Here is a 24,273-nt window from a genome sequence, read left to right on the forward strand (position 1 = left end):
TCAGTGCCTGAACATTGCGAGATCACCGGGCTTGTCCCGGTGATCTCGCTTTGATGGGCGCAAGACCTACCCTCGCGCAAGTCTTACCCCCGCGAGAGGCCGGGACAGCCCGGCCGCACATCCCGCAATGGTCCGGTCCAACCCCGGAGATCAACGATGGCCAAACGTTTCGAACAATCCACTGGACCCTCCCAGCGCCAGCAGCGCGTGGCCGAGCTCGTGCGCCACGCCCTCGCCGAGGTCCTCTCCCGCGGCGACCTGCAGGACGACGTGCTGACGAAGAACGTCATCACGATCCCGGAGGTGCGCATGTCGCCGGACCTGAAACTGGCGACGGCTTACGTCATGCCGCTCGGGGGCCGCGAGCTGGATGCGGTTCTCAAGGCCCTGGAGAAGAACAGGAAGCTTCTGCGTCAGGAGGTGGCCCGCCGGGTCAACCTGAAATTCGCCCCCGACCTTCGCTTCCGCCGCGACGAGAGCTTCGACGAGGCCGCCCGGATCGACGCGCTGCTGCGCTCCGAGCGCGTGGCCCGGGACACGTCCAGGTCCGACACCGACATCTCCGACGACGACAGCGAGCAAGAGCGATGAGCGAGGAACGCCCGCAGCGCAGGCCTCACGGGGATCGCCCGAAGAAGCGCGACGTCAATGGATGGATCATCCTCGACAAGGGCGTGGGCATGACCTCGACCCATGCGGTTGCGGTGGTCAAGCGCAGCCTCTCGGCCAAGAAGGCCGGACATGCCGGCACCCTCGACCCGCTGGCCTCCGGCATCCTGCCGATCGCCTTGGGGGAAGCGACCAAGACCGTGCCCTTCGTCATGGACGGGCGCAAATCCTACGTGTTCACCGTGGCCTGGGGCGCTGAGACGAACACGGACGACACCGAGGGCGAGATCGTCGAGCGCACCGACAGGCTGCCGGATCCCGCCGAGATCGAGGCGCTCCTGCCCCGCTTCACCGGTCAGGTGCAGCAGGTGCCGCCGCGCTTTTCCGCCATCAAGATCGCGGGCGAGCGCGCCTACGACCTGGCGCGTGACGGCGAGGTGGTGGAGCTGCAGCCGCGCACGGTGGAGATCGACCGCCTGGCCCTCGTTCATCACGACGGCAACCGCTCGGTGATCGAGGCCGATTGCGGCAAGGGCACCTATGTGCGGGCCATCGCCCGCGACCTCGGCCGGACGCTCGGCTGCCTCGGGCACATCGCGGCGCTCAGGCGTACGCGGGTCGGTCCGTTCACGGAACACGACGCCGTCACCGTCGACGATGTCACCACCGACCCGGCGGCCCTGCGCCCGGTGGAGACCGCGCTCAACGAAATCCCGTCGATTGCCGTAAGCCGCGACATGGCCGCTCGCCTGATGCGTGGCCAGTCCATCATCCTGCGCGGACGCGAGGCGCCCCTGTCGGGCAAGGTCTACGCCACCTGCAACGGTGTGCTCATCGCCGTGGGCGACGTGGAGCGCGGCGAACTCGTGCCGCACCGGGTGTTCAATCTGGGCGGTTAGAAAAGACCTACCCACTGTCATTCCGCAGCGGCCAGAGGCCGAGCCCGGAACGACAGCGAAGCACTTTTCAGACATGGAAATGGCCGGGACAAGCCCGGCCATGACGTCGAAGGAAATTGATTGGCTTACCGGTCGGCCTTCAGCCCTTGAGCCGAGCGCGTCAGGAACTTCTGCGTGATGGGCTCGATCATGTCGTACACCGCCTGAGCGGTTTTCTCCTCTTCGCGCAGGCTCTCCTGGAGAGCCGGGATGAACTTCTGGTTCCCGGACGCTTCAGCCATGACGATCAGGGACTTGTACGACGCGATCTCGAAATTCTCGAAGGCGTGGTTCGCGAAGGTGTTCTTCAGAACCTCGTCGGCCATCGGCATGTGGCCGGCCGCCGCCAGGTTGGCCATGAACTGGGTGGCCATGTCCTTCAGGATCGAGCGATCCGCACCGAACGTGTGCAGCATCTCGTCGATACGGCGGATCTGGCCTTCGGTTTCGGTGATGTGCCTGCGCAGGAGGTCCGACATCTCCGGATAGTTCTCGAACCGCTCGACCTGCCGCTCCATGAGCTGAATGGCCTGTTTCTCGAGGGCGTGGGCGTTTTCCAGACCGGTGATGAAGATGTTCCGGATGTCTTCCGAGGACGTAAGGTCGGCCATGCCTGTAGTGGTGGCAGTCATGATGTCGGTTTCCTCTCTTGGGGGTGTCTGGTTCACCAACCGTGACCTGGAAAACTTGTTCCGCCGGACATTGCCTCAAAACGGCGCATCTTATTGCTCCGCTTGAGAAAAACGATTTCTCTGGCACTTGCCCGCATTTCGTGTATGGTGCGCCATCTTTTCTGAGGCTCTAGCCCAGAGAGACGCGTCCTGGTTCGGACCGCGCTGGACGACATCCCGGCCCGGCCCTTCCGGACGAACCGGACCTGAAGCCTTAAAAGTTCAAGGTCTCCTGACAAAACCAACCTGAAAGGACTGACGATGTCGATTACGGCTGAGCGCAAGAACGCGCTTGTGAAGGAATTCGCCCAGAAGGCTAGCGACACCGGCTCCCCCGAGGTGCAGGTCGCCATTCTGACCGAGCGGATCAACAACCTGACCGGTCACTTCAAGACCCACAACAAGGACAACCATTCCCGTCGTGGCCTCCTGAAGATGGTGTCGGCGCGCCGTTCGCTTCTCGACTACCTGAAGAAGAAGGACGAGAGCCGCTACCGCACCCTGATCGAGAAGCTCGGCATCCGCCGCTAAGCTTCGATCCAAGACTTCCGTCCGGAGCCCGGCTCCGGACGGCTTTCGGGCATGATCCGAAAAAGTGGAATCCGGTTTTTCGACCAGATCATGCCCAACACAAGAACAGAGCGGATGCTCAGACAAGGTCAGAGCGCTTCGCTCGACACTGGCGAGACCGCAAGGTCCCGGTGTTCTCTTAGGAGGCGGCAGACGCGATGACCATGGCAGGATCGCAAGAGGCTTATGCAGGCGGGTTTGGGCCGCAGCGGAGCCTCTTGCCGTCTTGCTCATGGCATCGAGCCCCCGCCCCTGCTGTCATGAAAGACGAAAAAGCATGTTCGATACCCAACGCGAAGAACTGATCTGGGCCGGCCGCAAGCTCGTGCTCGAAACGGGCAAGATGGCCCGCCAGGCCGACGGCGCCGTCGTCGCCACCTACGGTGAGACCACCGTTCTCGCCACCGTCGTGTCGGCCAAGGAGCCGAAGCCCGGTTTCGATTTCTTCCCGCTCACGGTGAACTACCAGGAGCGCACCTATGCCGCCGGCCGCATCCCGGGCGGCTATTTCAAGCGCGAAGGCCGTCCGACTGAGAAGGAGACCCTGGTCTCCCGCCTCATCGACCGCCCGATCCGTCCCCTCTTCGTCCAAGGCTACAAGAACGACACCCAGGTGGTCGTGACCGTGCTCTCGCACGATCTTGAGAACGATCCCGACATCGTGGGCCTCGTTGCCGCCTCCGCGGCCCTGACCCTCTCGGGCGTTCCCTTCATGGGTCCCGTGGGCGCGGCCCGCGTCGGCTATATCGGCGGCCAGTACCGGCTGAACCCGCCGCTGCAGGAGATGGACCAGACCTCCCTCGACCTCGTGGTCGCCGGCACGGCCGATGCCGTGCTCATGGTCGAATCCGAGGCCAAGGAACTGGCGGAAGACGTCATGCTCGGCGCCGTGATGTTCGGCCACAAGCACTTCCAGCCGGTGATCGAGGCCATCATCCGCCTCGCCGAGAAGGCCGCCAAGGAGCCGCGCGACTACCAGCCTGCGGATTCGTCCGAGGTTGAGCAAGCCGTTCTCGCCATCGCCGAGACCGATCTGCGCGAAGCCTACAAGATCACCAAGAAGCAGGACCGCTATGCCGCCGTCGACGCCGTGAAGGCGAAGGTGATGGCCGAGCTTCTCCCCGCCGACGGCGAGCCGAAGTTCGATCCCGAGAAGGTCAAGGCTGCCTTCAAGGAAGTGCAGGCCAAGGTCGTGCGCTGGAACATCCTCGACACCGGCTCGCGCATCGACGGCCGCGACCTCAAGACCGTTCGCCAGATCGTGTCCGAGGTCGGCGTTCTGCCGCGCACCCACGGCTCGGCCGTGTTCACCCGCGGCGAGACGCAGGCTCTCGTGGTGGCGACGCTCGGCACCGGCGAGGACGAGCAGTTCATCGACCAGCTCGAGGGCACCCGCAAGGAAACCTTCCTGCTGCACTACAACTTCCCGCCCTATTCCGTCGGTGAGACGGGCCGCATGGGCTCGCCCGGCCGCCGCGAAATCGGCCATGGCAAGCTCGCCTGGCGCGCCATCCACCCGATGCTGCCGGCCTCTCACGAGTTCCCCTACACCATCCGCGTCGTGTCGGAGATCACCGAGTCGAACGGCTCCTCGTCCATGGCCTCCGTCTGCGGCGCCTCGCTCGCCCTGATGGATGCGGGCGTGCCCCTGCGCCGTCCGGTGGCGGGCATCGCCATGGGCCTCATCCTCGAGGGTGAGCGCTATGCGGTCCTGTCCGACATCCTCGGCGACGAGGATCACCTCGGCGACATGGACTTCAAGGTGGCCGGAACGGAAGCCGGCATCACCTCGCTCCAGATGGACATCAAGATCGCCGGCATCACGGAAGAGATCATGCGCGTGGCGCTGGACCAGGCTCAGGCCGGCCGCACGCATATCCTCGCCGAGATGAACAAGGCGCTCACCGCACCGCGCGCCGAGCTCGGCGAGCATGCCCCGCGCATCGAGACCATGCAGATCCCGGTCGACAAGATCCGCGAAGTCATCGGTTCGGGCGGCAAGGTCATCCGCGAGATCGTGGAGAAGACCGGCGCGAAGATCGACATCAACGACGACGGGCTGATCAAGATCGCGTCCGCCGACGGCAAGTCGATCAAGGCGGCCTACAACTGGATCCGCTCCATCGTGGCCGAGCCCGAGATCAACACGATCTACGAGGGCACGGTCGTGAAGGTCATGGAGTTCGGCGCCTTCGTGAACTTCTTCGGTTCCCGCGACGGCCTCGTGCACATCTCGGAGCTCGCCAAGAACCGGGTCGGCAAGGTCACCGACGTGGTCAAGGAAGGCGACAAGGTGAAGGTGAAGTTCCTCGGCATGGACGAGCGCGGCAAGGTCCGCCTCTCCATGAAGGTGGTCAACCAGGAGACTGGCGAGGACATCACCGAGCAGCTCAAGGCCGAGCGGGACGCCGAGCGTGCCCAGCGCGACCAGCAGAAGGCTGCCGGCGAGTAAGATCGCCTCACGCTTCAGACGAAAAGAAAGCGCGGTGAAAGCCGCGCTTTTTTGTTGCTTCAGCCTGGACTCGACGAACTCATGATGAACGCACCAAACTCCCCACCTCCGGGATGATCCAGCTGCCCAGGGGCGCTGCCCGGCCGCGGATGGAGACGATCTGGCGATTGCGGCTGGAGAGGTCGAGGCCGGCGCGGGTGGCGAGATCCTCGGAGATCACCAGTTCCACGTCGAGTTCCTTGGCTAGCCCCTCCAGGCGGCTCGCCGCATTGATGGTGTCGCCCACCGCCGTGAGGCTGGTGGCCTGGCCGTAGCCCATCTGGCCGACGATGGCGGGACCCGCGTGGAGGCCCATGGCGATGCGCAAGGGATGCTCGAACTCGCTGGCGTAATCCTCGTTCAGGCGGGCGAGCCCCGCCTTGATCCTGAGCGCGGCATCGAGGGCCTGGCGTGCCGCCTCCTGCGGGGTCGTGCTGAGGCCGAACAGGGCCAGAACCCCGTCGCCGATGAACTTGTCGATGTAGCCGCCCGCATCCTCCACCGCCTCGCCCACCGCCTCGAAGTAGCGGTTGAGGATGAACACCGTGTCGAAGGGCAGGCGCGTCTCGGTGAGGCCCGTGAAGCCGCGCAGGTCGCAGAACAGCACCGCCACCTCCCTCTCCTGCCCCTGGGCCCGGCCGCCGCGCACCAGCGCCGTCACGCCGTTGCGGCCCGTGGACAGGATCGGCACCACGGTGACGTGATGGGTGGGCCGGAACTGGCAGGCGAGCCTCACATTGGGGCCTGCCTTGATGCGCGCCAGCGTGCCCCGCTCCTGCGCGGTGGGCGGCGGCTGGTCCTGCAGGCCGTCGATCACCCGCACCCGGCAGGTGGAGCAGCGGCCCCGCCCGCCGCAGACGGAGATGTGCGGGATCCCGGCGGTGCGGCTGGCCTCCAGAACGCTGAAGCCCTGCGGTACGGTGGCGATCTGATCGTTGGGGTAGCGGATGCGGACCCGCCGCGACCACAGATTGGCGCTGCGCATGATGCGGCCGGCGATCGTCAGGGCCAGGAGACCGCCGAAGACAGCGTAAAGGCCAGGACCGATCAGGGGCAGGAGATCGGACGCGGGAGCCGCGCGCCCGGTAAACCGCCCCGGCGCCGCGGCGATCTCCTGGCCGGCTTCCGCAAAGCCGAGCAGGGCCAGAAGAGGAACCAGGATGGCTCCCGTGTAGAGCAGCAGCGCCCAAGCGGGAAACCAGGGTTTCGGGCGCAGCCAGAAATAAACCCCCAGGCATCCATGCAGCCACGCGATGACGAGCGTGACCGCCTGCCGGGCTCCGGCCTCGGGGCTGAGAAGCCAGAGATTGCGCACCACCTCGGGATAGCCGGAATCATGGCCCGTCAGAGCCCATTCGATCCGGGTCCCGGTCACATGGGCGATCAGCAGGAAGGGCAGGCTCAGGCCCAGACCCAGCTGCGCCGCCTCGCGGACGGGCATGCGCAGGGTCCGGCGGCGGTAGAGCGCCTGCAGGGCGAGCAGGAAGTGCAGCACGAGGGAGCCGTAGAGCAGGACAGTGCCCACCGGGTTGCGCCACAGGCGGTTGAACCAGGCGCGCCCGGCCTCCATGGCGTCGATGGACACGAGCCCCAGGGCGTGGTTGCTGAAGTGGGTGAGCAGAAAGATCGCGAGCACGAGGCCCGACAGCAGCCGGATTTCCCGCCAGGGAATCGGGGCTCCGGGCAAAGCCGCCTCGGATGCCGGTCTTGTGCTGGTTTGCTTCATGGGCGGATGAGAGGTCCCGATCCTGGGTCGGCGGCATTGCGTGTGCTATGCAGGTGCAGCCCCTCGGGCCAAAGTCAAATCACCTTCCCTGGACTTGGCCTTGAATCGGTTTATTCCCAAGGCTGCCCAAACACGCCGCGAATCATGTCCCACATCATCACCAGCCTCAGCGACCTCGAAGCGCTGTATGGCGAGGTCAACAAGGCCTCGCTCCTGAAGGAGACGGACCGGCTCGTGCCGGAATACCGCGCCTTGATCGAGGCCGCGCCCTTCGCGGCGCTGGCGACCCGCGGGCCGGAGGGGCTCGACTGCTCGCCCCGCGGCGACGGGCCGGGCTTCGTGCGCATCCGGGACGACAAGACCCTCCTCCTGCCGGACCGGCGCGGCAACAACCGGATCGATTCGCTGAAGAACATCGTGCGCGACCCGAGCGTCGCCCTGCTCTTCCTGATCCCCGGCATCGGCGAGACCTTAAGGGTGAACGGGCAGGCCGTGATTTCCGTCGAGCCGGGCCTGCTGGAGAGTTTTGCCGTTGACGGCAAGCCGCCGAGATCCGTGATCGTGATCACCGTCGATACGGTGTTCTTCCAATGCGCCCGCGCGATCCTGCGGTCGGAGCTGTGGAATCCGGCCCGCCACGTGCCGCGTGGGAGCCTGCCGAGCGCCGGTCAGATCCTGGCCGCGCTCACGAACAACGAGGCGGGCGGCGAGGCCTACGACAAGGCTCTGCCCGAGCGGCAGCGCACAAGTCTTTACTGACGGTTTTGTTATCGCGGCAGCGTCGGGAGCGCACAACCGGGGCCACTTTTGCGCACGACGCGCTTGACCTCGCGTCCCCTGCCCCTGAAAAGGCAGGTCTCGTTTTTTTCGAAGTGAGGCTCAAGGACATTCCATGACGATCCAGCGCATCAAGCCCGGCCCGCGCATGAGCGGCGCCGTCGTTCACGGCAACACGGTCTATCTCGCAGGCCAGGTCGCCCACCAGAGTGCCGGCCAGAGCGTCACCGAGCAGACCAAGGAAATCCTGTCCATCATCGACAGCCTGCTGGCCGAGGCCGGCACCGACAAGTCGAAGATCCTGATGGCCAACATCTGGATCACCGACATGGGCACGTTCCAGGAGATGAACGCCGTGTGGGATGCCTGGGTGTCTCCCGGCAACACCCCGGCCCGCGCCACCGTCGAGGCGAAGCTCGCGACGCCCGCCTTCAAGGTCGAGATCGCCGTCATCGCGGCGAAGTAAGGTTTCCAGGCAAAAAAGAAGCGGGCCAAAAGGCCCGCTTTTTCGTTGAAGTCCTGTCGCGCTTACGGGCAGGGATGACGCAGGCCGTCATAGCCGAGATAGGTGCCCGAAGCCGGGTCATAGGACCGGTAGCGCTGGGCGCAGTAGGCAGCATTGCCGCCATAGACCGGAGCGGCCTGAGCCTGTGACTGAGCGATGGCACCGCCGATGATGGCGCCTGTGGCCAGACCGAGAGCACCGGCCGCAAGGGCATTGCCGCGGTCGCGACGGTAGTAACGACGGTCACCGTAATAGCGACGATCCCCGTAGTAGCGGCGATCGCCATAGTAGCGCCGCTCAACATAACGCGGGCTACCGCCGTAATAGCGACGGTACTGCACGTAGTCGGCGTTCACATCGCCCGTCTTGAAGGCGGCGGCGAGTTCGTTGATCGGCGCGGTCCGCGTCTCGGCGGCAGAAGCAGGAGCGGCAAGGCCGAAGGCGGCGAGAGCGGCCGTGGCGGCCGCAGCCATGAAGAATTTACGCATGGGATCTCCTCCAATGTTGGGAGGCGAACGCAAAAAGGCGCAAGGTCGTTCCGTATGTTGGGAATTTCGAGCTATCTCTCGCGGGAACGTGAGGAGCGCAGGTCACCGGATGAAGCCTCAGATCTGATCGGCGAAACCCGCCTTCCCTCCATTCTCCCCTGCCCGGTCGGACAGAGATCCAGGATCGCGCAGCGCTGACAGGCCGGGTTCTTGAAGAAGCAGCAGCGCTGGCCGTGCAGCATCATGACTTCGTGGTTGTCGTAGACCTGTTGCGCATCCCAATCCTCCGGCAGAAGCGCGGCGAGCACCGCATGGGACGGCCCCACCGCCGTCGATTGCGGGATGAGGGCCGTGCGCTGGGCAACGCGATGATGGTGGCTGTCCACGGGAAGGGCCGCCTTGCGCAGCACCGAGAACGAGAGCACCGCCGCGCTCGTCTTCGGACCGATGCCTGGAATGCTCTCGAGCCAGGCCCGCGCCTCCTCGACCGGCATGTCCTTCAGGAAATCGAGCGAGAGGCTGCCATGGCGCTCCTCGATGGCGTGCAGCACCGCCTGCAGGCGCGGCGCCTTCTGCTCGGGCCAGGTCACGCCTTCAATCGTCGCCTCCACCTCCTCGGTCGGCGCGTTCATGAGCGCGCGCCAATCCGCATAGCGTGCCCGCAGGGCCTTGAAGGCGCGGCCGGAATCCGCATTGCGGGTGCGGTGCGACAGAAGCGAGGAGACCAGCTCGCTTACCGGATCGAGGGTATGGAAGTAGGGAATCGGACAGCCATAGACCGCGCAGAGGCGCTCATGGATGACGAGCGCCTTCTCCTTCAGGTCCTGCAGGTCCGGATTCATCCCGAGGCAAGTCGCGAATCGGCGGGGCGGTTCCACAACGCTGTCATCACCGGCCCTGTGCCGGTGATCCCGAGCGGAGAGACGCCGCGCTTTATGTGATCGGGATGGCCGGGACAAGCCCGGCCATGACGTCGGAGTGTCATTCCCGGCCGGAGCGCAGCGGAGGGGAAGGGAATCCACGATTGAGCGCAAACGCTATGGATCCCCTTCCCGCACTTCGTGTGCCGGGGATGACAGCGTCGAGCTACAAAATAAACCGGCTCAGGTCCGTGTTCTTCGCCAGCTCCTCCACCTCGCCGCGCACATAGGCGGAGTCGATCTTCACCGTTTCGCCGGAGCGGTCGGGCGCCGTGTAGGATACGTCGTCGAGCACCCGCTCCAGCACGGTCTGCAGGCGGCGCGCGCCGATGTTCTCGACCGTGTTGTTCACCTCGACGGCCACTTCGGCCAGCGCATCGATGGCATCGTCCGTGAAGACGAGGTCGACGCCTTCCGTCTTCATCAGCGCGACGGATTGCTTGATCAGGCTTGCCTCCGTCTCGGTCAGGATGCGGCGGAAATCCTCGACGGTGAGCGGCGAGAGTTCCACGCGGATCGGCAGGCGGCCCTGCAGTTCCGGCAGCAGGTCGGACGGCTTCGACACGTGAAACGCACCGGACGCGATGAACAGGATGTGGTCCGTCTTCACCGATCCATACTTGGTCGACACGGTGGTGCCCTCGATCAGCGGCAGCAGGTCGCGCTGCACGCCCTCGCGGGAGACATCGGCACCGGTGCGTCCCTCGCGGCCGGCGATCTTGTCGATCTCGTCGAGGAACACGATGCCGTTGTTCTCCACCTGGCGCAGGGCCTCCTGCACGATGGCATCCTGGTCGAGCATCTTGTCGGCCTCTTCCATCACGAGCGGCTCGTAGGCCTCGCGCACGGTGGTGCGGCGCGTCTTGCGCTGTCCCCCGAAGGCCTTGCCGAACATGTCGGAAAGATTGATCGCGCCCACCGACGCGCCCGGCATGCCGGGGATCTCGAACATGGGCATCCCCTGCCCTCCGCCCGACTGCAGCTCGATCTCGATCTCCTTGTCGTCGAGCTCGTTGGCGCGCAGCTTGCGGCGGAAGGAGTCGCGGGTGACGGCGCTCGCCGTGGTGCCGACCAGCGCATCGAGCACGCGCTCCTCGGCCGCGATGTGGGCTTTGGCCTGCACCTGCCGGCGGCGCTCCTCCTTCACGAGGCCGATGCCGATCTCCACGAGGTCGCGCACGATCTGCTCCACGTCGCGGCCCACATAGCCCACCTCCGTGAACTTGGTCGCCTCGACCTTGAGGAAGGGCGCGCCCGCGAGCTTGGCGAGACGGCGCGAGATCTCGGTCTTGCCGCAGCCCGTGGGCCCGATCATGAGGATGTTCTTGGGCGCCACCTCTTCGCGCAACGAGCCTTCGAGCTGCTGCCGGCGCCAGCGGTTGCGCAGCGCAATGGCGACCGCGCGCTTGGCGTCGTTCTGGCCGACGATGTAGCGGTCGAGTTCGGAAACGATTTCGCGGGGGGAAAAGGTGGTCATGGGATCTCTTGGCTCTTTGTCGTCATCCCCGGACTTTGTCTGGGGATCCACGTCCTGTGACGTGGCGGTTCTCAAGACGTGGATGGCCGCAACACGTGCGGCCATGACGGGCGATCAGGCTTCCAACGATTCGATCACGATATTCGCGTTCGTGTAGACGCAGATCTCGGCCGCAATGCCGAGGGAGCGGCGCACGATGGCCTCCGGGTCCGTCTCGTATTCGGCCAGCGCCCGCGCGGCCGCGAGTGCGTAGTTGCCGCCTGAGCCGATGGCCATGATGCCGTTTTCCGGCTCCAGCACGTCGCCGGCGCCCGACAGCAGCAGGCCCACCTCCTTGTCGGCCACCAGCATCATCGCCTCAAGACGCCGCAGGTACCGGTCCGTGCGCCAATCCTTGGTGAGCTCGACGCAGGCGCGGGTGAGCTGGCCGGGATATTGCTCGAGCTTGGCCTCGAGCCGCTCGAACAGGGTGAAGGCATCGGCCGTGGAGCCGGCAAAGCCGCCGATCACCCCGCCCTTGGCGAGGCGGCGGACCTTTTTCGCATTGCCCTTCACCACGGTCTGGCCGAGGCTCACCTGCCCGTCGCCGCCAATGACGACGCGGCCGCCTCTCCGGACCATGAGGATCGTGGTGGCATGCATGCGGGGGGTGGCGTCTTCGGACAAGGCAGGGCTCCGGCAGGCGGAAAAGGGATGGTTACAAGCAACTCGCGCCTACCAAGGCCCACCGGCAGCCTCATCCTGAGGAGGACCGTCAGGTCCGTCTCGAAGGACGAGGCGTCTCCAGTGCTCTCTGGACCCTCCTTCGAGACGCCGCTGCGCGGCTCCTCAGGATGAGGGGGTGTTTGGTAGACGCCTGAACCCTGACTTAATCACTCGTCCGTCAAAAGCAACGCGGGTGGCATTTCTCCCCGCGGCTTGCTAGAACGCCCCGTCTCTTGTTCCGCAAAGGATTTTGATGATGCGCTCCGCGAGCGTCAGCCGTCGCACCGCCGAGACCGATGTCGCCCTGTCGATTGCCCTCGACGGCACCGGCAAGGCCGAGATCTCCACGGGGGTCGGCTTCCTCGACCACATGCTCGAACTGTTCGCCCGACACGGCCACTTCGACCTCTCCGTGACGGTGACCGGCGACCTGCATGTGGACCAGCATCATACCACCGAGGACACCGGGATCGCCTTGGGTCAGGCCATCCTGAAGGCGCTTGGCGATAAAAAGGGCATCACGCGCTATGCTGACATCCATCTGCCGATGGACGAGACCCTGACGCGCATCGCCCTCGACATCTCGGGCCGTCCCTTCCTGGTGTTCCGGACCACCTTCCCGACGGAGAAAATCGGCGTCTTCGACACCGAGCTGGTGCGCGAGTTCTTCCAGGCGTTCGCCATCCAGTCAGGCCTGACCCTGCACGTGGAGACGCTCTACGGCGAGAACAGCCACCATATCGCCGAAAGCTGCTTCAAGGGTCTGGCACGGGCCTTGCGTCAGGCCGTGGCACTGGACCCAAGGGAAGAGGGCCGCGTTCCCTCCACCAAGGGTACGCTCTAGATCCATCGGCGCATCGTGCGGAAAAGTGGTTCCGGTTTTCCGCTCCGAACGATGCGCCATCTTAGGAAGTGGAGCATCAGATGGATCTCAAAAGTGGTGTCCACTTTTGGGTTCGATGCTCGAAGAGACGCCTTGCCTGGCGAGATCATCGTCGTCACTTCATCGGGCAAGGCCTGAGGAAACGTCGCCATGACCACCTATACCCTGCACCTCCCGCGCGATGCGCGGCCAGGTGATCCGAGCGCTTTGGACGAATCCGAGCTCGTGAAGGATGCCTTCTCCTGGGGGGCCTTCTTCTTCACCTTCCTGTGGTTCTTCGTCCATCGCCTGTGGCTCGCGGGCCTTGCCGTGCTGCTCCTGGTGCTGACCTTCGGCGGCCTCATGGCCGTGCTGGACGTGCATCCCCTCGCCGGCTCCATCGCCCAGCTGCTGCTGCAGAGCCTGATCGGGCTCGAGGCCAACAGCCTCAGGCGCTGGACGCTCGCCCGCCGCGGCCGCCCGGCCGTCGATGCGGTGACGGCCGCCGATCAGGACGAGGCGGAGGCGAAAGCCTTTGCCCGCTGGCTCGATGCCAAGGCGGCGCCCCTGCCCCGCAGCCCGGCGCCGGTTCTGTCCACCCCCCGGCGGTCCGAGCCGGTGATCGGCCTCTTTCCCGATGCGGAGCGTCCCCGGTGAGCGTCGTCATCATCGATTACGGGTCCGGCAACCTGCACTCCGCCGCCAAAGCCTTCGAGCGGGCGGCGCGGGAGGCGGAGCTCGACCTGTCCATCACCGTGTCGTCCGACCCGAATGCTGTCGCCAAAGCCGACCGGATCGTGCTGCCGGGCGTCGGCGCCTTCGCCGATTGCCGCCGCGGCCTCGATTCCGTGCCCGGCATGGTGGAGGTGCTGCAGCGGCGCGTGCATGAGGACAAGCGTCCGTTCTTCGGCATCTGCGTGGGCATGCAGCTCATGTCCACGCGAGGCCTGGAGCATACGACCAGCTACGGCCTCGACTGGATCAAGGGCGACGTGAAGGCGATCACGCCGAGCGATCCTTCGCTCAAGATCCCGCATATGGGCTGGAACACGCTGACGCTGGCGAAGCCGCATCCGCTCCTCGACGGCATCCCCACCGGGCCTGACGGGCTGCATGCCTATTTCGTGCACTCCTATGCCCTGACGCCGGCGGACCCGACCGACGTGGTCGCCACCACCGATTACGGCGGGCCTGTCACCGCCATCGTCGGGCGCGACAATCTCGTCGGCGCCCAGTTCCACCCCGAAAAAAGCCAGGCCCTCGGCCTCAAGCTCATCGCCAATTTTTTGAGGTGGCGCCCGTGATCCTCTATCCTGCCATCGACCTCAAAGAGGGCCGCTGCGTCCGCCTCATCCAGGGCGACATGGACCAGGCCACCGTCTTCAACGACGATCCTGCCGACCAGGCCGCCACCTTCGAGGCTCAGGGCTTCGCGTGGCTGCACGTGGTCGACCTTGACGGGGCCTTCGCCGGCAAGCCGATGAATGCGGCGGCTGTCGAAGACATCCTCAGGCGCATAAACATTCCTGTGCAGCTCGGCGGCGGCATCCGCGACATGAAGACCGTCGAGGGCTGGCTTGCCAAGGGCGTGTCCCGGGTGATCATCGGCACGGCCGCCGTGCGCGACCCGGATTTCGTGCGCGAGGCCGCCCGGCTCCATCCCGGCAAGATCGCGGTGGGCATCGACGCCAAGGACGGGCTGGTGGCCGTGGAGGGCTGGGCCCAGACCTCGACCCTCTCGGCCGAAGAGCTCGGCCGCCGCTTCGAGGATGCGGGGGTCGCCGCCATCATCTACACGGACATCGCCCGCGACGGCATTCTCAAGGGCCTCAACTTCCCGATGACGCTGGGCCTCGCCCGTGCGGTCTCGATCCCGGTCATCGCCTCCGGGGGCCTCGCCTCCATGGCCGATATCGAGCGCCTCACCCAACCCGACTGCGCCGTGCTCAACGGCGCCATCTCCGGTCGCGCCCTCTATGACGGGCGCATCGACCCGGTCGAGGCGCTGGCGCTGCTGCGCTCCGTGCGCAAGGAACCCGCCTGATGCTGAAAGTGCGTCTCATTCCCTGCCTCGACGTGAAGGACGGGCGCGTCGTGAAGGGCGTCCAGTTCGTCGACCTTGTCGATGCGGGCGATCCGGTGGAAGCCGCGAAGGCCTATGACGCGGCCGGCGCCGACGAGCTCTGCTTTCTCGACATCACCGCCAGCCACGAGGCGAGGGGAATTCTGCTCGACGTGGTGAGGCGCACGGCGGAGGCCTGCTTCATGCCGCTCACCGTGGGCGGCGGCGTGCGCAGTGTCGAGGACATCCGCAACCTCCTGCTCGCCGGCGCCGACAAGGTGTCGATCAACACCGCCGCGGTGAAGAACCCGGATTTCGTGCGCGAGGCTTCGGAGAAATTCGGCAACCAGTGCATCGTCGTGGCCATCGATGCGAAGAAGGTCTCAGGGGAGGGTGAACCTCCACGCTGGGAGATCTTCACCCATGGCGGCCGCAATGCCACCGGCATCGACGCCATCGCGTTCGCCAGACAGGTGGCGGAGCTCGGGGCAGGGGAGTTGCTGGTCACCTCCATGGACCGGGACGGCACCAAGGGCGGCTACGATCTCGCGCTCGTGCGCGCCATCGCGGACGCGGTCTCGGTGCCCGTCATCGCCTCTGGCGGCGTCGGCAACCTCGATCACCTGGTCGACGGCGTCGAGAAGGGCCATGCCAGCGCGGTGCTCGCGGCTTCGATTTTCCACTTCGGCACGCATACGATTTCGGAGGCCAAGGGCTACATGGCTAATGCAGGACTGAAGATGCGGCTGGATGAGCCGGCGCACAGCGCTTCAAACCGGACAGCATGAAAGAACTCAGTCCATGACGGTCTCCAACGAGGACGATCTGAACAAGCTCCAGGAGATCGGCAGGATCGTCGCCAATACCCTCGAGGCCATGGCGGCGGCGCTCGAGCCGGGCATGACCACGGCGGAGCTCGACCTGATCGGGCGCAAGCTTCTCGAGAAGGCCGGCGCCCGGTCGGGCCCGGAGCTTGTCTACGATTTTCCCGGCGCCACCTGCATCAGCGTGAACGAGCAGGTCGCCCATGGCATTCCCGGCTCCCGTCGGATCGAGGCGGGGGATCTCGTCAACATCGACATCTCGGCGGAAAAGAACGGCGTGTTCGCCGATACCGGTGCGTCCTTCGCCGTTCCGCCGGTCACGAACGCCACCAAGCGGCTGTGCCGCGATGGTCGCCGCGCCATGTGGATCGGTCTGCGTCAGGTCGGGGCCAACAGGCCGATCGCCGGCATCGGCCAGGCCATCGGACAATTTGCCGAGAAGAACGGCTACACCCTCGTACGCAATCTCGCGAGCCACGGCATCGGCCATTCCCTGCACGAGGAGCCGAAGGAGATCGCCACCTGGCCGGACCGCTCGGAGCGCCGGATCATGAATGAGGGTCTCGTCTTCACCGTCGAGCCCTTCCTGTCCCTGGGGGCGGAATGGGCCCAGGACGGCGACGATCCCTGGACCCTGTTCAGCGAGCCGCGCGCGCCCACGGTCCAGTACGAACACACCGTCGTTGCCACCCGCAACGGCCCCCTTGTCGTGACCCTGCCCGGATGATGCGGCTATGACCACCTTCACCCTCGACGACCTCGCCCGCATCGTGGCCGAACGCGCCGCCGCGCCCGCGACCGAGTCCTATACGGCCAAGCTCATCGAGGGCGGCCCGGCGAAAGCCGCCAAGAAGCTGGGCGAGGAGGCGGTGGAAGCGGCCATTGCGGCCGTCGAGGGGGACCGCGAAAACCTCACGGCGGAGGCGGCCGATGTGCTGTATCATCTTTTGGTCGTGTTGCAGGGCGCAAACATTCCGCTAATTGACGTGATGGCCGAACTGGAGCGCCGCACGGCGCAGTCGGGTCTTGCAGAGAAGGCCGCGCGCAAGACCTAAAACTCGAGAGGTGGTTCGCATGGACCAGCCCAACGTGGTTTCTGCCCCAGAGACCGATGACGGCCTCTCGCCCTACCGGGTCTTTTCCCGCGACGAATGGGCGAAGCTGCGTGCCGACGCGCCGATGACCCTCACCGCCGACGAGGTGATGCAGCTGCAATCCCTCAACGACCCGATCTCCATCGACGAGGTGGCGGCGATCTACCTGCCCCTGTCGCGCCTGCTCTCCCTCTACGTCGCGGCAACCCAGGGCCTGTTCAAGGCGACCCAGCGCTTTCTCCTGGCCGAGAAGGACGCCAAGGTGCCCTACATCATCGGCGTGGCGGGCTCGGTGGCAGTGGGAAAATCCACCACGGCCCGCGTGCTCAAGGCGCTGCTCGCCCGCTGGCCCAACACCCCGAAGGTGGACCTCGTCACCACGGACGGCTTTCTCCTGCCCAACGCCGAGCTGACGCGGCTCGGGCTCATGGAGCGAAAAGGCTTTCCGGAGAGCTACGACACGGGCAAGCTCCTGCACTTCCTCGCCGACATCAAGGCCGGCAAGCGCAACGTGAAGGCGCCGCTTTATTCCCACCTCGTCTACGACGTGGTGCCCGGCGAGGAGACGACGGTCGACCGGCCGGACATCCTCATCGTCGAGGGGCTCAACGTGCTCCAGCCGGCGCGTATGCCCAAGGACGGCACGGCCATTCCCTTCGTGTCCGACTTCTTCGACTTCTCGGTCTATATCGACGCCGACGAGGCCGACCTGCACCGCTGGTACGTGAACCGCTTCCTGCGCCTGCGCCACACCGCCTTCCGCGATCCGCTGTCCTATTTCCGGCGCTATGCGGAGCTGCCCGAGGCGGAGGCGATGGCCATCGCCGATGGGTTGTGGAACCGCATCAACCTGCTGAACCTGCAGGAGAACATCGTGCCCACCCGCCAGCGCGCGAGCTTGATTCTCAAGAAAGGGGCGAGCCACCGGATCGAGACCGTGGCGCTGCGACGGTTGTGATCCGTGACTTCAAAACTTGAGCCATCGCAACAGCTGGAGATCCGGAAGGCCGCTCACGCGGACATGGCGGGTTTTCTCGTCCTCCTCCAACATCTCAACCCAAGCGATCCGTCACTTGCTCAAAACGATGCGGAAGTCATTTGGCAAGATCTCTTGGGGCGATCTGGTGTTACAATCTACGTGGCGGAACTGGCAGGCGAACTCGTCGGTACCTGCACGCTTGTTGTGGTGCCGAACCTCACGCGTGCCGGCCGCTCCTATGCTCTCATTGAGAATGTCGTCACGCATAATGCTTATCGTGGCTTTGGCATCGGACAGGCCGTTCTAGCCGCTGCCATTGATCATGCTTGGCGCGAAAACTGCTATAAGGTCATGCTCATGACAGGTCGGAAGGACGAAGCCGTCATGCGTTTCTATGAAAAAGCGGGTTTCAGGCGTGACACGAAGACGGGGTTTGATCTGCGACGGGATTGATCCTGACATGAAGCGTTTCGCCAAGGCACTGGCTGTTCTCAATATCTTGGCTCTCACCGCCACGTCAGCACTTGTCTTGCTCCTCGGCCAAAGCTCCATTGCCGAAATGGTCGACATCGCATCCTATGTAGGTCTTGGAATGGGAGCCATCGGAGCCCTCATGTTCTTCGGCTCGGCGCCCGGAGTGAATGCGTCGACAGGGATGGCCGCCAGTGCGGCGGATCAACCGAGCCGGATCATGGATGCGCTCTGGGGCGACAAGGCATCGAGCGTTTCGACGGGAGCCCTGTTCGTCCTCGGCGGCATCACCTGGCTCGCGGTCGCCTGGCTGCTGGCCGGGCTGTTCGGCACGAGCACCTGAAGCCAACCATTTCACAACCTTGAGCGTTGTATCTCCGAAAAGGAGGATGCATGGCCACGCAGCCCGTTGACGACAAGCTCAAACGCAGCGCCGAGCACGCGCAGGAAGCGGCCGAGCAGACCCAGGAGGCGGCGGAGAGCACGCAGGAGGCGGCGGAGCACACCCAGACCGCAGCCAAGACGACTGCCAAGGCCACCGTTCAGCTGAAGGACAGCGCCGACCGGCGCACGGAGCTTGCCGCCAACCGCACGGTCTTCGCCGCCGAGCGCACCTATGCCGCCTGGGTGCGCACCGGCCTTGCCGCGCTTGCCTCAGGCATCGGCGCGCAGAAGCTCCTCGCGGGCGTGGTGCCGGACTGGATGATCCTCTCGACGGGCTCGGTCCTGATCCTGTTCAGCGCCTTCTGCTTCGCGTCCGCCGTCTGGCGTCAGGTCTTCACGGGCTCGCAGCCGCCGCACCCGGACGTGCAGCGCCTCCCGCCCTTCCTGCTCGTGATCTTCAACGGCTTCCTGGCGCTCGTATCGCTGGCGGCCCTGTTCGGCCTGTGGTTCGGGCAGACGGGTGGGTGAGGCCGTCGAAATAGCCTCCGATGTCATCCCCGCGCAGGCGGGGATCCATAACCACGACGTCTCAGAAAGAGACGAGCAGCGTCGTGCATTGATTTTACAATGTCGGCGGTGATGGATCCCAGGCTCGGCTGTGCGGCCCCGGGATGACAGTGTGCATCAGCCCAGCAAGCCCTGCTGCTGCGCCAGCTCCTTGAGGCTCACCTGCGGGCGGGCGCCGAGATGGCTGATGATTTCGGCGGCAGCCAGGCCTCCGAGGCGGGCGCAGTCGGTCAGCTCCAGGTTCAGGGTGAGACCGGCCAGGAAGCCGGAGGCGAAGAGGTCGCCGGCGCCGGTGGTGTCGACCACGCGCTCCACGGGGAAGGCCGGCACGGCCCTGGTCTCGCCGCGGCTCACGATCAGGGCGCCGTCGGCCGAACGGGTGATGGCGCCGAGCACGTTCTCCTCGCGAAGCGCCGCGAGCGCGGTGTCGGCATCCGACGTGCCGTAGAGACTCTGCAGCTCGTGGATATTGGCGAAGAGGATGTCCAGGCTGCCGTCGCGCATGAGGCCCAGGAACTCGTCGCGGTAGCGGTCGACGCAGAAGGCGTCGGACAGGGTCAGCGCCACCTTGTTGCCGGCTTCATGCGCGATCTTCACCGCCTTCCGGAAAGCCTCCTTGGCGGCCGGCGGATCCCACAGATAGCCTTCGAGATAGACGATGCTGGACGCGCGCACCGTGTCCGGGTTCACGTCGTCGGGCGTGAGGTTCTGGCAGGCGCCGAGATAGGTGTTCATGGTGCGCTCGCCGTCCGGCGTCACCAGGATGAAGCTGCGGGCGGTGGCCGGGCCCTCCTCGGCGGGCTTCACGTCGTAATAGACGTCGATGGCCTTGAGGTCGTGGGCGAAGAGGCGGCCGGTCTCGTCGTTCTTCACCTTGCCGATGAAGCCCGCCTTCACGCCGAAGGACGCCGCGCCCGCGGCGGTGTTGGCGCCGGATCCCCCCGACACGATGATGGCCGGGCCCATGTCGCCGTAGAGCTCTTCGGCGCGTGCCTCGTCGATGAGCTGCATGGCGCCCTTGTGGACCTTCTTCTGGAGGAGGAAGGCCTCGTCCGTATGGGCGAGCACGTCAACGATGGCGTTGCCGAGGGTGAGGACGTCGATGCGGGTCTGGGACATGAGCCACCGGGTTTGAGACAAGACGGGGCGCTTTCGCATCCGGGGCAGGGGAGGTCAAGGGCTGGGTTTTCCCTCCCCCATGCGGGGAGGGTGGGCGCGGCAGCGCTCGGGTGGGGGTGGTGCGACCGGGTGAAACCTTCCTGTCATCACCGGCCCTGTGCCGGCCATCCCGATAAGAAGAGTCTTGCGCTCGAAGCATTCGGGATCACCGGCACAAGGCCGGTGATGACGTGTAGGACGAGTGTTGACGCTCTTGTCGAGCGCAGCGCTCCGACATTGCGACCCCACCCTCAATCCCTCCCCGCAAGGGGGAGGGAAGAGGCGTTTTCGCTTGTCACTTTGCGCTCCCGCTCCTGTGCCTGGTCGAGCAACGCGATCATCCGGTCGAGTTCGTCCTGTGTCAGGCCGCGGATCTCCCGCGCCAGACGATTGGCCAGCAGCGTGGCCTTGGGGTCGGTATTGGCCGTATCGATCTTCACCCGGGGATCGGAGAGGTCGGCGAGGCGCGTGAGTTCGTCGGCCTCGTCCCAGATGATGTGGAAGTACTGCAGCACGCCCTGGATGAGGGTCCAGGTCGGCTTGCCGCGCTCGCCGCGCTCCAGCGCCGAGAGATAGGCGCTCGAGACGCCCAGATGAGCGGCCATGTCCTTCAACATGCGCCCGCGCTCCCGGCGCAGCTGCCGCACCCGTTCACCGAAGGGAGTCATTGTCCTAACCCAGAGCGTTCCCACAAAAGTGGTTGCCGGTTGTGTGAGAGAAAGCGCAGCAGACCGACATCAGCCGGAGCCCCGCCGGCGGCGGAGCCTGACATAGAGTGCACCGGATCCGCCATGCTGGGGAGAGGCCTCCTCGAAGCCGATGACGAGGTGGCGCAGGTCGGGAAGCCGCAGCCAGTGCGGCACCATGCGGCGCAGGACGCCCCGTTCCTCGAACAGGCTGTTGCCGGCGGCAGCGCCGCCCTTGCCGGTGATCACGAGCACGAGGGCATGACCCGAGCTCTGCGCGCGCCGGAGGAAGCTCAGAAGGGCGAAATGCGCCTCCTCCTGGCGCATGCCGTGCAGGTCGATGACGCTGTCCACGTCCTTGCGGCCCCGGCGCAGGGCCTGGAGCGTTCTGCGCTCCACCGGGGCCAGCGGCGGCAGGGCGGGTGTCTGGGGCGGGAGAGGGGGCAGCACGGACACGGGAGCGGCTCTCTGCGGGGCAGGGGCGGCGGGGTTGTTCTCGGTCTCGGGCTCAGGCGGCAGAGCCTTGCCCTGCATGGGCTTCACGTGCCTGGCCACATGGGACCAGAGCCGCTTCTCCTCGGAGCTGAGCTGGCGGGTGCGGCTTTTTCGGGTCATGAACGGGGTTCGGGCTGCAGGACCACGAAGCCCACGGGATGGCGCAGGAGCCCGGCGCGGCGGCCCGCCTCCTCGCCGCTGCCGAAGAAGAAATCGCCCCGTGCCGGCCCGACGATGGCCGAGCCCGTATCCTGCGCGATCATGAGCCGCTGAAGCGGCTCCGCCCTGTCGAGGGTCACGGGCAGTTGACCGTCGAGCCAGACCGGCAGGCCGTAGGCCCAGAGCGATCGGTCGACGGCAAGGCTCCGGCCGGGCACGAGCGGATGGCCGGCGCCGCCGATGGGACCGTCCTCGGGCGCCAGCTCCGCGGCCTCGCGGAAGAAGATGTAGGACCGGTTCTGCCGCATCAGGGTCTTGGCCGGCTCCGGATGCTCCTTGAGCCAGCCCATGAGCTTTTCGAGGGTCATGGATTCCAGATCCATCTCGCCCTGCTGGACCAGAACCCGTCCGATGGAGGTGTAGGGACGCCCGTTGCGGCCGGCATAGGCCACCCGCATCACGGAGCCGTCGGTGAGGCGGATGCGGGCCGAGCCCTGCACATGGATGATGAAGGCTTCGCCCGGCTCGCTCAAGTACACGATGGGCTTGGAGAGGGCGCCCAGGGCACCGTCCTCGATGGCGGCGCGGTCCGGATAGGGCTCGTAGCCGTTGCCCGTACGCCGTGCCGCCTGAAGGCCCTTCTCGATTCCGGGCAGGGTCTCGCCTTGGGGAATGGTGACGAGGTCCTGCGGCCGGTCGAGCAGGGGAACCCGGTAGATGGCGTCCGGGGTGCGCGAGCCCTGGAATTCCGGTTCGTAATAGCCGGTGAGAAAGCCCCCGCCCGAATGGGGGACCACTCTATGAGGCCGGAAATGGGTCTCGAAAAAGCGCTTCGCCCCCGCCTTGTCGGCCTCGGGCCTCTTCAGGGCTTCGCGGCACACCGCGAGGAGATCTCCTTGAGGCGCTTGCGCCGGCCGCAGCTCGGCGGACGCGGCCTCAAGCGCCCGGCAGGAGCGCAGGAAAGCCCGGTAGGCGGCCGCGTGATCGTCCGACTCCCAGCCGGCGAGATCCCGGAAGGCGAGGGGCTCCAGGCGTGCGACGTTCTTCAGGGAAGGTCCGGCCGCGGCATCGGACATGCTCAGCGTCCAGGCGACCAGGCCGGCAAGGAGACAGACGAAGAGGACCCGCCCGGCATCTCTCATTGCCCCGCTTCGGTCGCCACGAGCAGCCAGTTGGGATCGCGGCTGCCGAGCGTCCGGGCGAAGGTCCACACGTCGGTGACGTCGGCCACGGTCTCGAGGCTGCCGTCCACGACAGTGCCGGAGGAATCGCGGGTGGCGGTGATCAGCTTGGAGAGGAAACGCACCACGATCTGGGCCGACTTGCCCTGAAGCTCGGCCCCGGCCATCTCGGCCTTGTCGATGGACACGAAGGTGGTTTCCACCGTCTCGCCCCGGCGCTCGCGCTCGGTGATGGCGCGCTCGAAGCCCTCATAGACCTCGCGGGAGAGAAGATCCTTGAGGGTATTGCGGTCGCCCTGCGCAAAAGCCGTGACGATCATTTCGTAGGCGGACTTGGCGCCTTCGAGAAATTCGGCGGCATCGAAGTTCGGCTCGATCCGCACGATGCCGTCCAGCGCCTGAGCCGTGGCCGTGCCGGGCTCGGCGATGCCCTTCCAGCGCTCCGCCGGAGGGATGTCGGCGGCAGGACGCGGGCCGTTGGCTCCGGGAAGGCGCACCACATTGTGATCGGGCTCCGCCGGCGCATTGCCCGGGCGCAGGGGGGCATCCCGGCGCGCCATCGGATCGAAGGGCGGCTGTTCGCTCCCGGTCTTCTGCCCCAGCACGGAGCGGAGGCGCCAGATCACGAACACGGCGAGAACGATGAAAATAAGGGTCGTGATGTCGAAGGAGTCCTGCATCGTCGATCCGTTGTGAGCCTGCCCGCGCCCGGTTGCTGCCGGGCGTTGTGTCGAGGAGGTGAAGGTGTCATCCTTCGCATATGGGGTCTTGAGGTCGTAACATCCACCTCTGCCCCGGACAAGCGAATGAGTTGGCTCAAAATCTTGCTTCGCGCATGAGAAGCATGGTAGCGCGAAGATCCATGGCCCGCCGCTAGCCGACGCCTCAGTTGACGAGGCGTTCCGCCCGGGCTCGACGAGACACCCCTAGGGAGCATGAACCCATGGCCGAGAATGCGGCAAACAACGCAGCGCCTTCGCTCAACGCCCTTGCGCAGTACTGCAAGGACTTCTCCTTCGAGAACCCCAACGCACCCCGCTCCCTGCAGCAGCAGGCGGAAGGCCCGCAGATCAACCTGCAGGTCAACGTGAACGCCAAGCAGCTCGCCGAGGCCGATTTCGAGATCGACCTGACCCTCGAGGGCGATGCCAAGATCGGCGGCAAGGACGTGCTGTTCGCCTTCGAGCTCACCTATTCGGGCGTGTTCCGGATCCAGAACATCCCGCAGGAGCAGCTGCACCCGGTGGTGATGATCGAGTGCCCGCGCCTGCTCTTCCCCTTCGCCCGCCAGATGGTGGCCGATGCGGTGCGCAACGGCGGCTTCCCGCCCCTCTACATCGACCCGATCGACTTCGTGGCCCTCTACCGCCAGCGCGCCGCCGAGGTGCAGGGGCAGGAGAACGGCGCAGGTCAGACGCTGTCGTAAGCGTCGGGCTCGACATCGCAGGTTCTAAGGGTCGGGCGAGGCGGGAGC

The 24,273-nt window shown here is 65.8% G+C and carries 29 protein-coding genes; 18 read left to right on the plus strand and 11 right to left on the minus strand.

Annotated features, from left to right (window positions below):
- The first annotated feature begins 156 nt into the window (after positions 1-156).
- Together rbfA and truB are read left to right on the plus strand one after the other, a co-directional pair.
- A complete protein-coding gene (rbfA, locus tag AC0QTX_RS08175; RefSeq protein ID WP_474603326.1) occupies positions 157-591 on the plus strand; it encodes a 30S ribosome-binding factor RbfA in 435 nt (144 codons plus the stop codon).
- A complete protein-coding gene (truB, locus tag AC0QTX_RS08180; protein WP_474603327.1) occupies positions 588-1,508 on the plus strand; it encodes a tRNA pseudouridine(55) synthase TruB in 921 nt (306 codons plus the stop codon). Before rbfA ends, truB begins: the two co-directional genes overlap by 4 nt.
- A gap of 125 nt (positions 1,509-1,633) precedes the next feature.
- Here the strand turns inward: truB and AC0QTX_RS08185 are convergent, their stop codons facing one another.
- On the minus strand, positions 1,634-2,179 hold the full coding sequence (locus AC0QTX_RS08185) for a ferritin-like domain-containing protein (protein WP_474603328.1): 546 nt from the start codon (positions 2,177-2,179) through the stop codon (positions 1,634-1,636).
- A gap of 300 nt (positions 2,180-2,479) precedes the next feature.
- On the opposite strand from AC0QTX_RS08185, the gene rpsO reads away from it, so the two are divergent.
- Together rpsO and pnp are read left to right on the plus strand one after the other, a co-directional pair.
- Positions 2,480-2,749 carry a 30S ribosomal protein S15 gene (rpsO, locus tag AC0QTX_RS08190; RefSeq protein WP_474603329.1) on the plus strand — a complete coding sequence of 90 codons (270 nt, stop codon included), beginning with the start codon at positions 2,480-2,482 and terminating at the stop codon, positions 2,747-2,749.
- Between the two features lie 316 nt (positions 2,750-3,065).
- Positions 3,066-5,240 carry a polyribonucleotide nucleotidyltransferase gene (gene pnp, locus AC0QTX_RS08195; RefSeq protein WP_474603330.1) on the plus strand — a complete coding sequence of 725 codons (2,175 nt, stop codon included), beginning with the start codon at positions 3,066-3,068 and terminating at the stop codon, positions 5,238-5,240.
- Positions 5,241-5,319: 79 nt separating this feature from the next.
- Here the strand turns inward: pnp and AC0QTX_RS08200 are convergent, their stop codons facing one another.
- Complete coding sequence (locus tag AC0QTX_RS08200) at positions 5,320-7,005, minus strand: adenylate/guanylate cyclase domain-containing protein (protein WP_474603331.1); 1,686 nt, start codon at positions 7,003-7,005, stop codon at positions 5,320-5,322.
- Positions 7,006-7,149: 144 nt separating this feature from the next.
- Between AC0QTX_RS08200 and AC0QTX_RS08205 the strand changes: the two genes are divergently transcribed.
- Entirely contained in the window at positions 7,150-7,764 is a 615-nt protein-coding gene (locus AC0QTX_RS08205; protein WP_474603332.1) for a pyridoxamine 5'-phosphate oxidase family protein, read from the plus strand.
- 133 nt (positions 7,765-7,897) lie between these two features.
- Positions 7,898-8,248: a RidA family protein gene (locus tag AC0QTX_RS08210; RefSeq protein ID WP_474603333.1), complete on the plus strand. Its 351-nt coding sequence runs from the start codon at positions 7,898-7,900 to the stop codon at positions 8,246-8,248.
- Between the two features lie 62 nt (positions 8,249-8,310).
- Here the strand turns inward: AC0QTX_RS08210 and AC0QTX_RS08215 are convergent, their stop codons facing one another.
- The 4 genes from AC0QTX_RS08215 to hslV all read right to left on the minus strand — a co-directional run bounded on the left by AC0QTX_RS08215 (position 8,311) and on the right by hslV (position 11,814).
- Entirely contained in the window at positions 8,311-8,775 is a 465-nt protein-coding gene (locus AC0QTX_RS08215; protein WP_474603334.1) for a BA14K family protein, read from the minus strand.
- A 71-nt stretch (positions 8,776-8,846) separates the two neighbouring features.
- A complete protein-coding gene (locus AC0QTX_RS08220) occupies positions 8,847-9,617 on the minus strand; it encodes an endonuclease III domain-containing protein (protein WP_474603335.1) in 771 nt (256 codons plus the stop codon).
- Between the two features lie 244 nt (positions 9,618-9,861).
- Positions 9,862-11,172 carry an ATP-dependent protease ATPase subunit HslU gene (hslU, locus tag AC0QTX_RS08225; RefSeq protein WP_474603336.1) on the minus strand — a complete coding sequence of 437 codons (1,311 nt, stop codon included), beginning with the start codon at positions 11,170-11,172 and terminating at the stop codon, positions 9,862-9,864.
- A 114-nt stretch (positions 11,173-11,286) separates the two neighbouring features.
- Positions 11,287-11,814, minus strand: a complete 528-nt coding sequence (hslV, locus tag AC0QTX_RS08230; protein WP_474603390.1) for an ATP-dependent protease subunit HslV — start codon at positions 11,812-11,814, stop codon at positions 11,287-11,289.
- A gap of 319 nt (positions 11,815-12,133) precedes the next feature.
- On the opposite strand from hslV, the gene hisB reads away from it, so the two are divergent.
- From hisB to AC0QTX_RS08285, 11 genes are all read left to right on the plus strand, one after another.
- Complete coding sequence (hisB, locus tag AC0QTX_RS08235) at positions 12,134-12,721, plus strand: imidazoleglycerol-phosphate dehydratase HisB (RefSeq protein ID WP_474603391.1); 588 nt, start codon at positions 12,134-12,136, stop codon at positions 12,719-12,721.
- 189 nt (positions 12,722-12,910) lie between these two features.
- On the plus strand, positions 12,911-13,396 hold the full coding sequence (locus AC0QTX_RS08240) for a DUF2628 domain-containing protein (protein ID WP_474603337.1): 486 nt from the start codon (positions 12,911-12,913) through the stop codon (positions 13,394-13,396).
- The gene (hisH, locus tag AC0QTX_RS08245) at positions 13,393-14,043 is read left to right on the plus strand and encodes an imidazole glycerol phosphate synthase subunit HisH (protein ID WP_474603338.1); all 651 of its coding nucleotides are present in this window, start codon (positions 13,393-13,395) and stop codon (positions 14,041-14,043) included. The genes AC0QTX_RS08240 and hisH overlap by 4 nt, the downstream gene beginning before the upstream one ends.
- Positions 14,031-14,783 (plus strand): 1-(5-phosphoribosyl)-5-[(5-phosphoribosylamino)methylideneamino]imidazole-4-carboxamide isomerase, encoded by a 753-nt coding sequence (gene hisA, locus AC0QTX_RS08250; RefSeq protein ID WP_474603339.1) that lies wholly within the window; start codon positions 14,031-14,033, stop codon positions 14,781-14,783. The genes hisH and hisA overlap by 13 nt, the downstream gene beginning before the upstream one ends.
- Positions 14,783-15,589: an imidazole glycerol phosphate synthase subunit HisF gene (gene hisF / locus AC0QTX_RS08255; protein ID WP_474603340.1), complete on the plus strand. Its 807-nt coding sequence runs from the start codon at positions 14,783-14,785 to the stop codon at positions 15,587-15,589. Before hisA ends, hisF begins: the two co-directional genes overlap by 1 nt.
- Before the next feature lie 13 nt (positions 15,590-15,602).
- Positions 15,603-16,352, plus strand: a complete 750-nt coding sequence (gene map / locus AC0QTX_RS08260; protein WP_474603341.1) for a type I methionyl aminopeptidase — start codon at positions 15,603-15,605, stop codon at positions 16,350-16,352.
- Between the two features lie 7 nt (positions 16,353-16,359).
- On the plus strand, positions 16,360-16,680 hold the full coding sequence (locus tag AC0QTX_RS08265; RefSeq protein ID WP_474603342.1) for a phosphoribosyl-ATP diphosphatase: 321 nt from the start codon (positions 16,360-16,362) through the stop codon (positions 16,678-16,680).
- Positions 16,681-16,699: 19 nt separating this feature from the next.
- Positions 16,700-17,677, plus strand: coding sequence for a type I pantothenate kinase (gene coaA / locus AC0QTX_RS08270; RefSeq protein ID WP_474603343.1), 978 nt, complete (start codon positions 16,700-16,702; stop codon positions 17,675-17,677).
- 3 nt (positions 17,678-17,680) lie between these two features.
- Positions 17,681-18,151: a GNAT family N-acetyltransferase gene (locus tag AC0QTX_RS08275; protein ID WP_474603344.1), complete on the plus strand. Its 471-nt coding sequence runs from the start codon at positions 17,681-17,683 to the stop codon at positions 18,149-18,151.
- Between the two features lie 7 nt (positions 18,152-18,158).
- On the plus strand, positions 18,159-18,512 hold the full coding sequence (locus AC0QTX_RS08280) for a hypothetical protein (RefSeq protein ID WP_474603345.1): 354 nt from the start codon (positions 18,159-18,161) through the stop codon (positions 18,510-18,512).
- 50 nt (positions 18,513-18,562) lie between these two features.
- On the plus strand, positions 18,563-19,081 hold the full coding sequence (locus tag AC0QTX_RS08285) for a YidH family protein (RefSeq protein ID WP_474603346.1): 519 nt from the start codon (positions 18,563-18,565) through the stop codon (positions 19,079-19,081).
- A 156-nt stretch (positions 19,082-19,237) separates the two neighbouring features.
- Here AC0QTX_RS08285 and AC0QTX_RS08290 read toward each other — a convergent pair whose 3' ends face one another.
- From AC0QTX_RS08290 to AC0QTX_RS08310, 5 genes are all read right to left on the minus strand, one after another.
- Positions 19,238-20,239, minus strand: coding sequence for an adenosine kinase (locus AC0QTX_RS08290; protein ID WP_474603347.1), 1,002 nt, complete (start codon positions 20,237-20,239; stop codon positions 19,238-19,240).
- Between the two features lie 290 nt (positions 20,240-20,529).
- The gene (locus AC0QTX_RS08295) at positions 20,530-20,946 is read right to left on the minus strand and encodes a helix-turn-helix domain-containing protein (protein ID WP_474603348.1); all 417 of its coding nucleotides are present in this window, start codon (positions 20,944-20,946) and stop codon (positions 20,530-20,532) included.
- Positions 20,947-21,015: 69 nt separating this feature from the next.
- The gene (locus tag AC0QTX_RS08300; protein ID WP_474603349.1) at positions 21,016-21,579 is read right to left on the minus strand and encodes a Smr/MutS family protein; all 564 of its coding nucleotides are present in this window, start codon (positions 21,577-21,579) and stop codon (positions 21,016-21,018) included.
- Positions 21,576-22,760 (minus strand): murein transglycosylase A, encoded by a 1,185-nt coding sequence (mltA, locus tag AC0QTX_RS08305; protein WP_474603350.1) that lies wholly within the window; start codon positions 22,758-22,760, stop codon positions 21,576-21,578. The genes AC0QTX_RS08300 and mltA overlap by 4 nt, the downstream gene beginning before the upstream one ends.
- Positions 22,757-23,479, minus strand: a complete 723-nt coding sequence (locus tag AC0QTX_RS08310) for a Tim44/TimA family putative adaptor protein (protein WP_474603351.1) — start codon at positions 23,477-23,479, stop codon at positions 22,757-22,759. The genes mltA and AC0QTX_RS08310 overlap by 4 nt, the downstream gene beginning before the upstream one ends.
- A gap of 263 nt (positions 23,480-23,742) precedes the next feature.
- On the opposite strand from AC0QTX_RS08310, the gene secB reads away from it, so the two are divergent.
- Positions 23,743-24,225, plus strand: coding sequence for a protein-export chaperone SecB (gene secB, locus AC0QTX_RS08315; protein ID WP_474603352.1), 483 nt, complete (start codon positions 23,743-23,745; stop codon positions 24,223-24,225).
- The last annotated feature ends 48 nt before the right edge of the window (positions 24,226-24,273 follow it).

Source organism: Microvirga sp. jy35, from assembly GCF_056148915.1.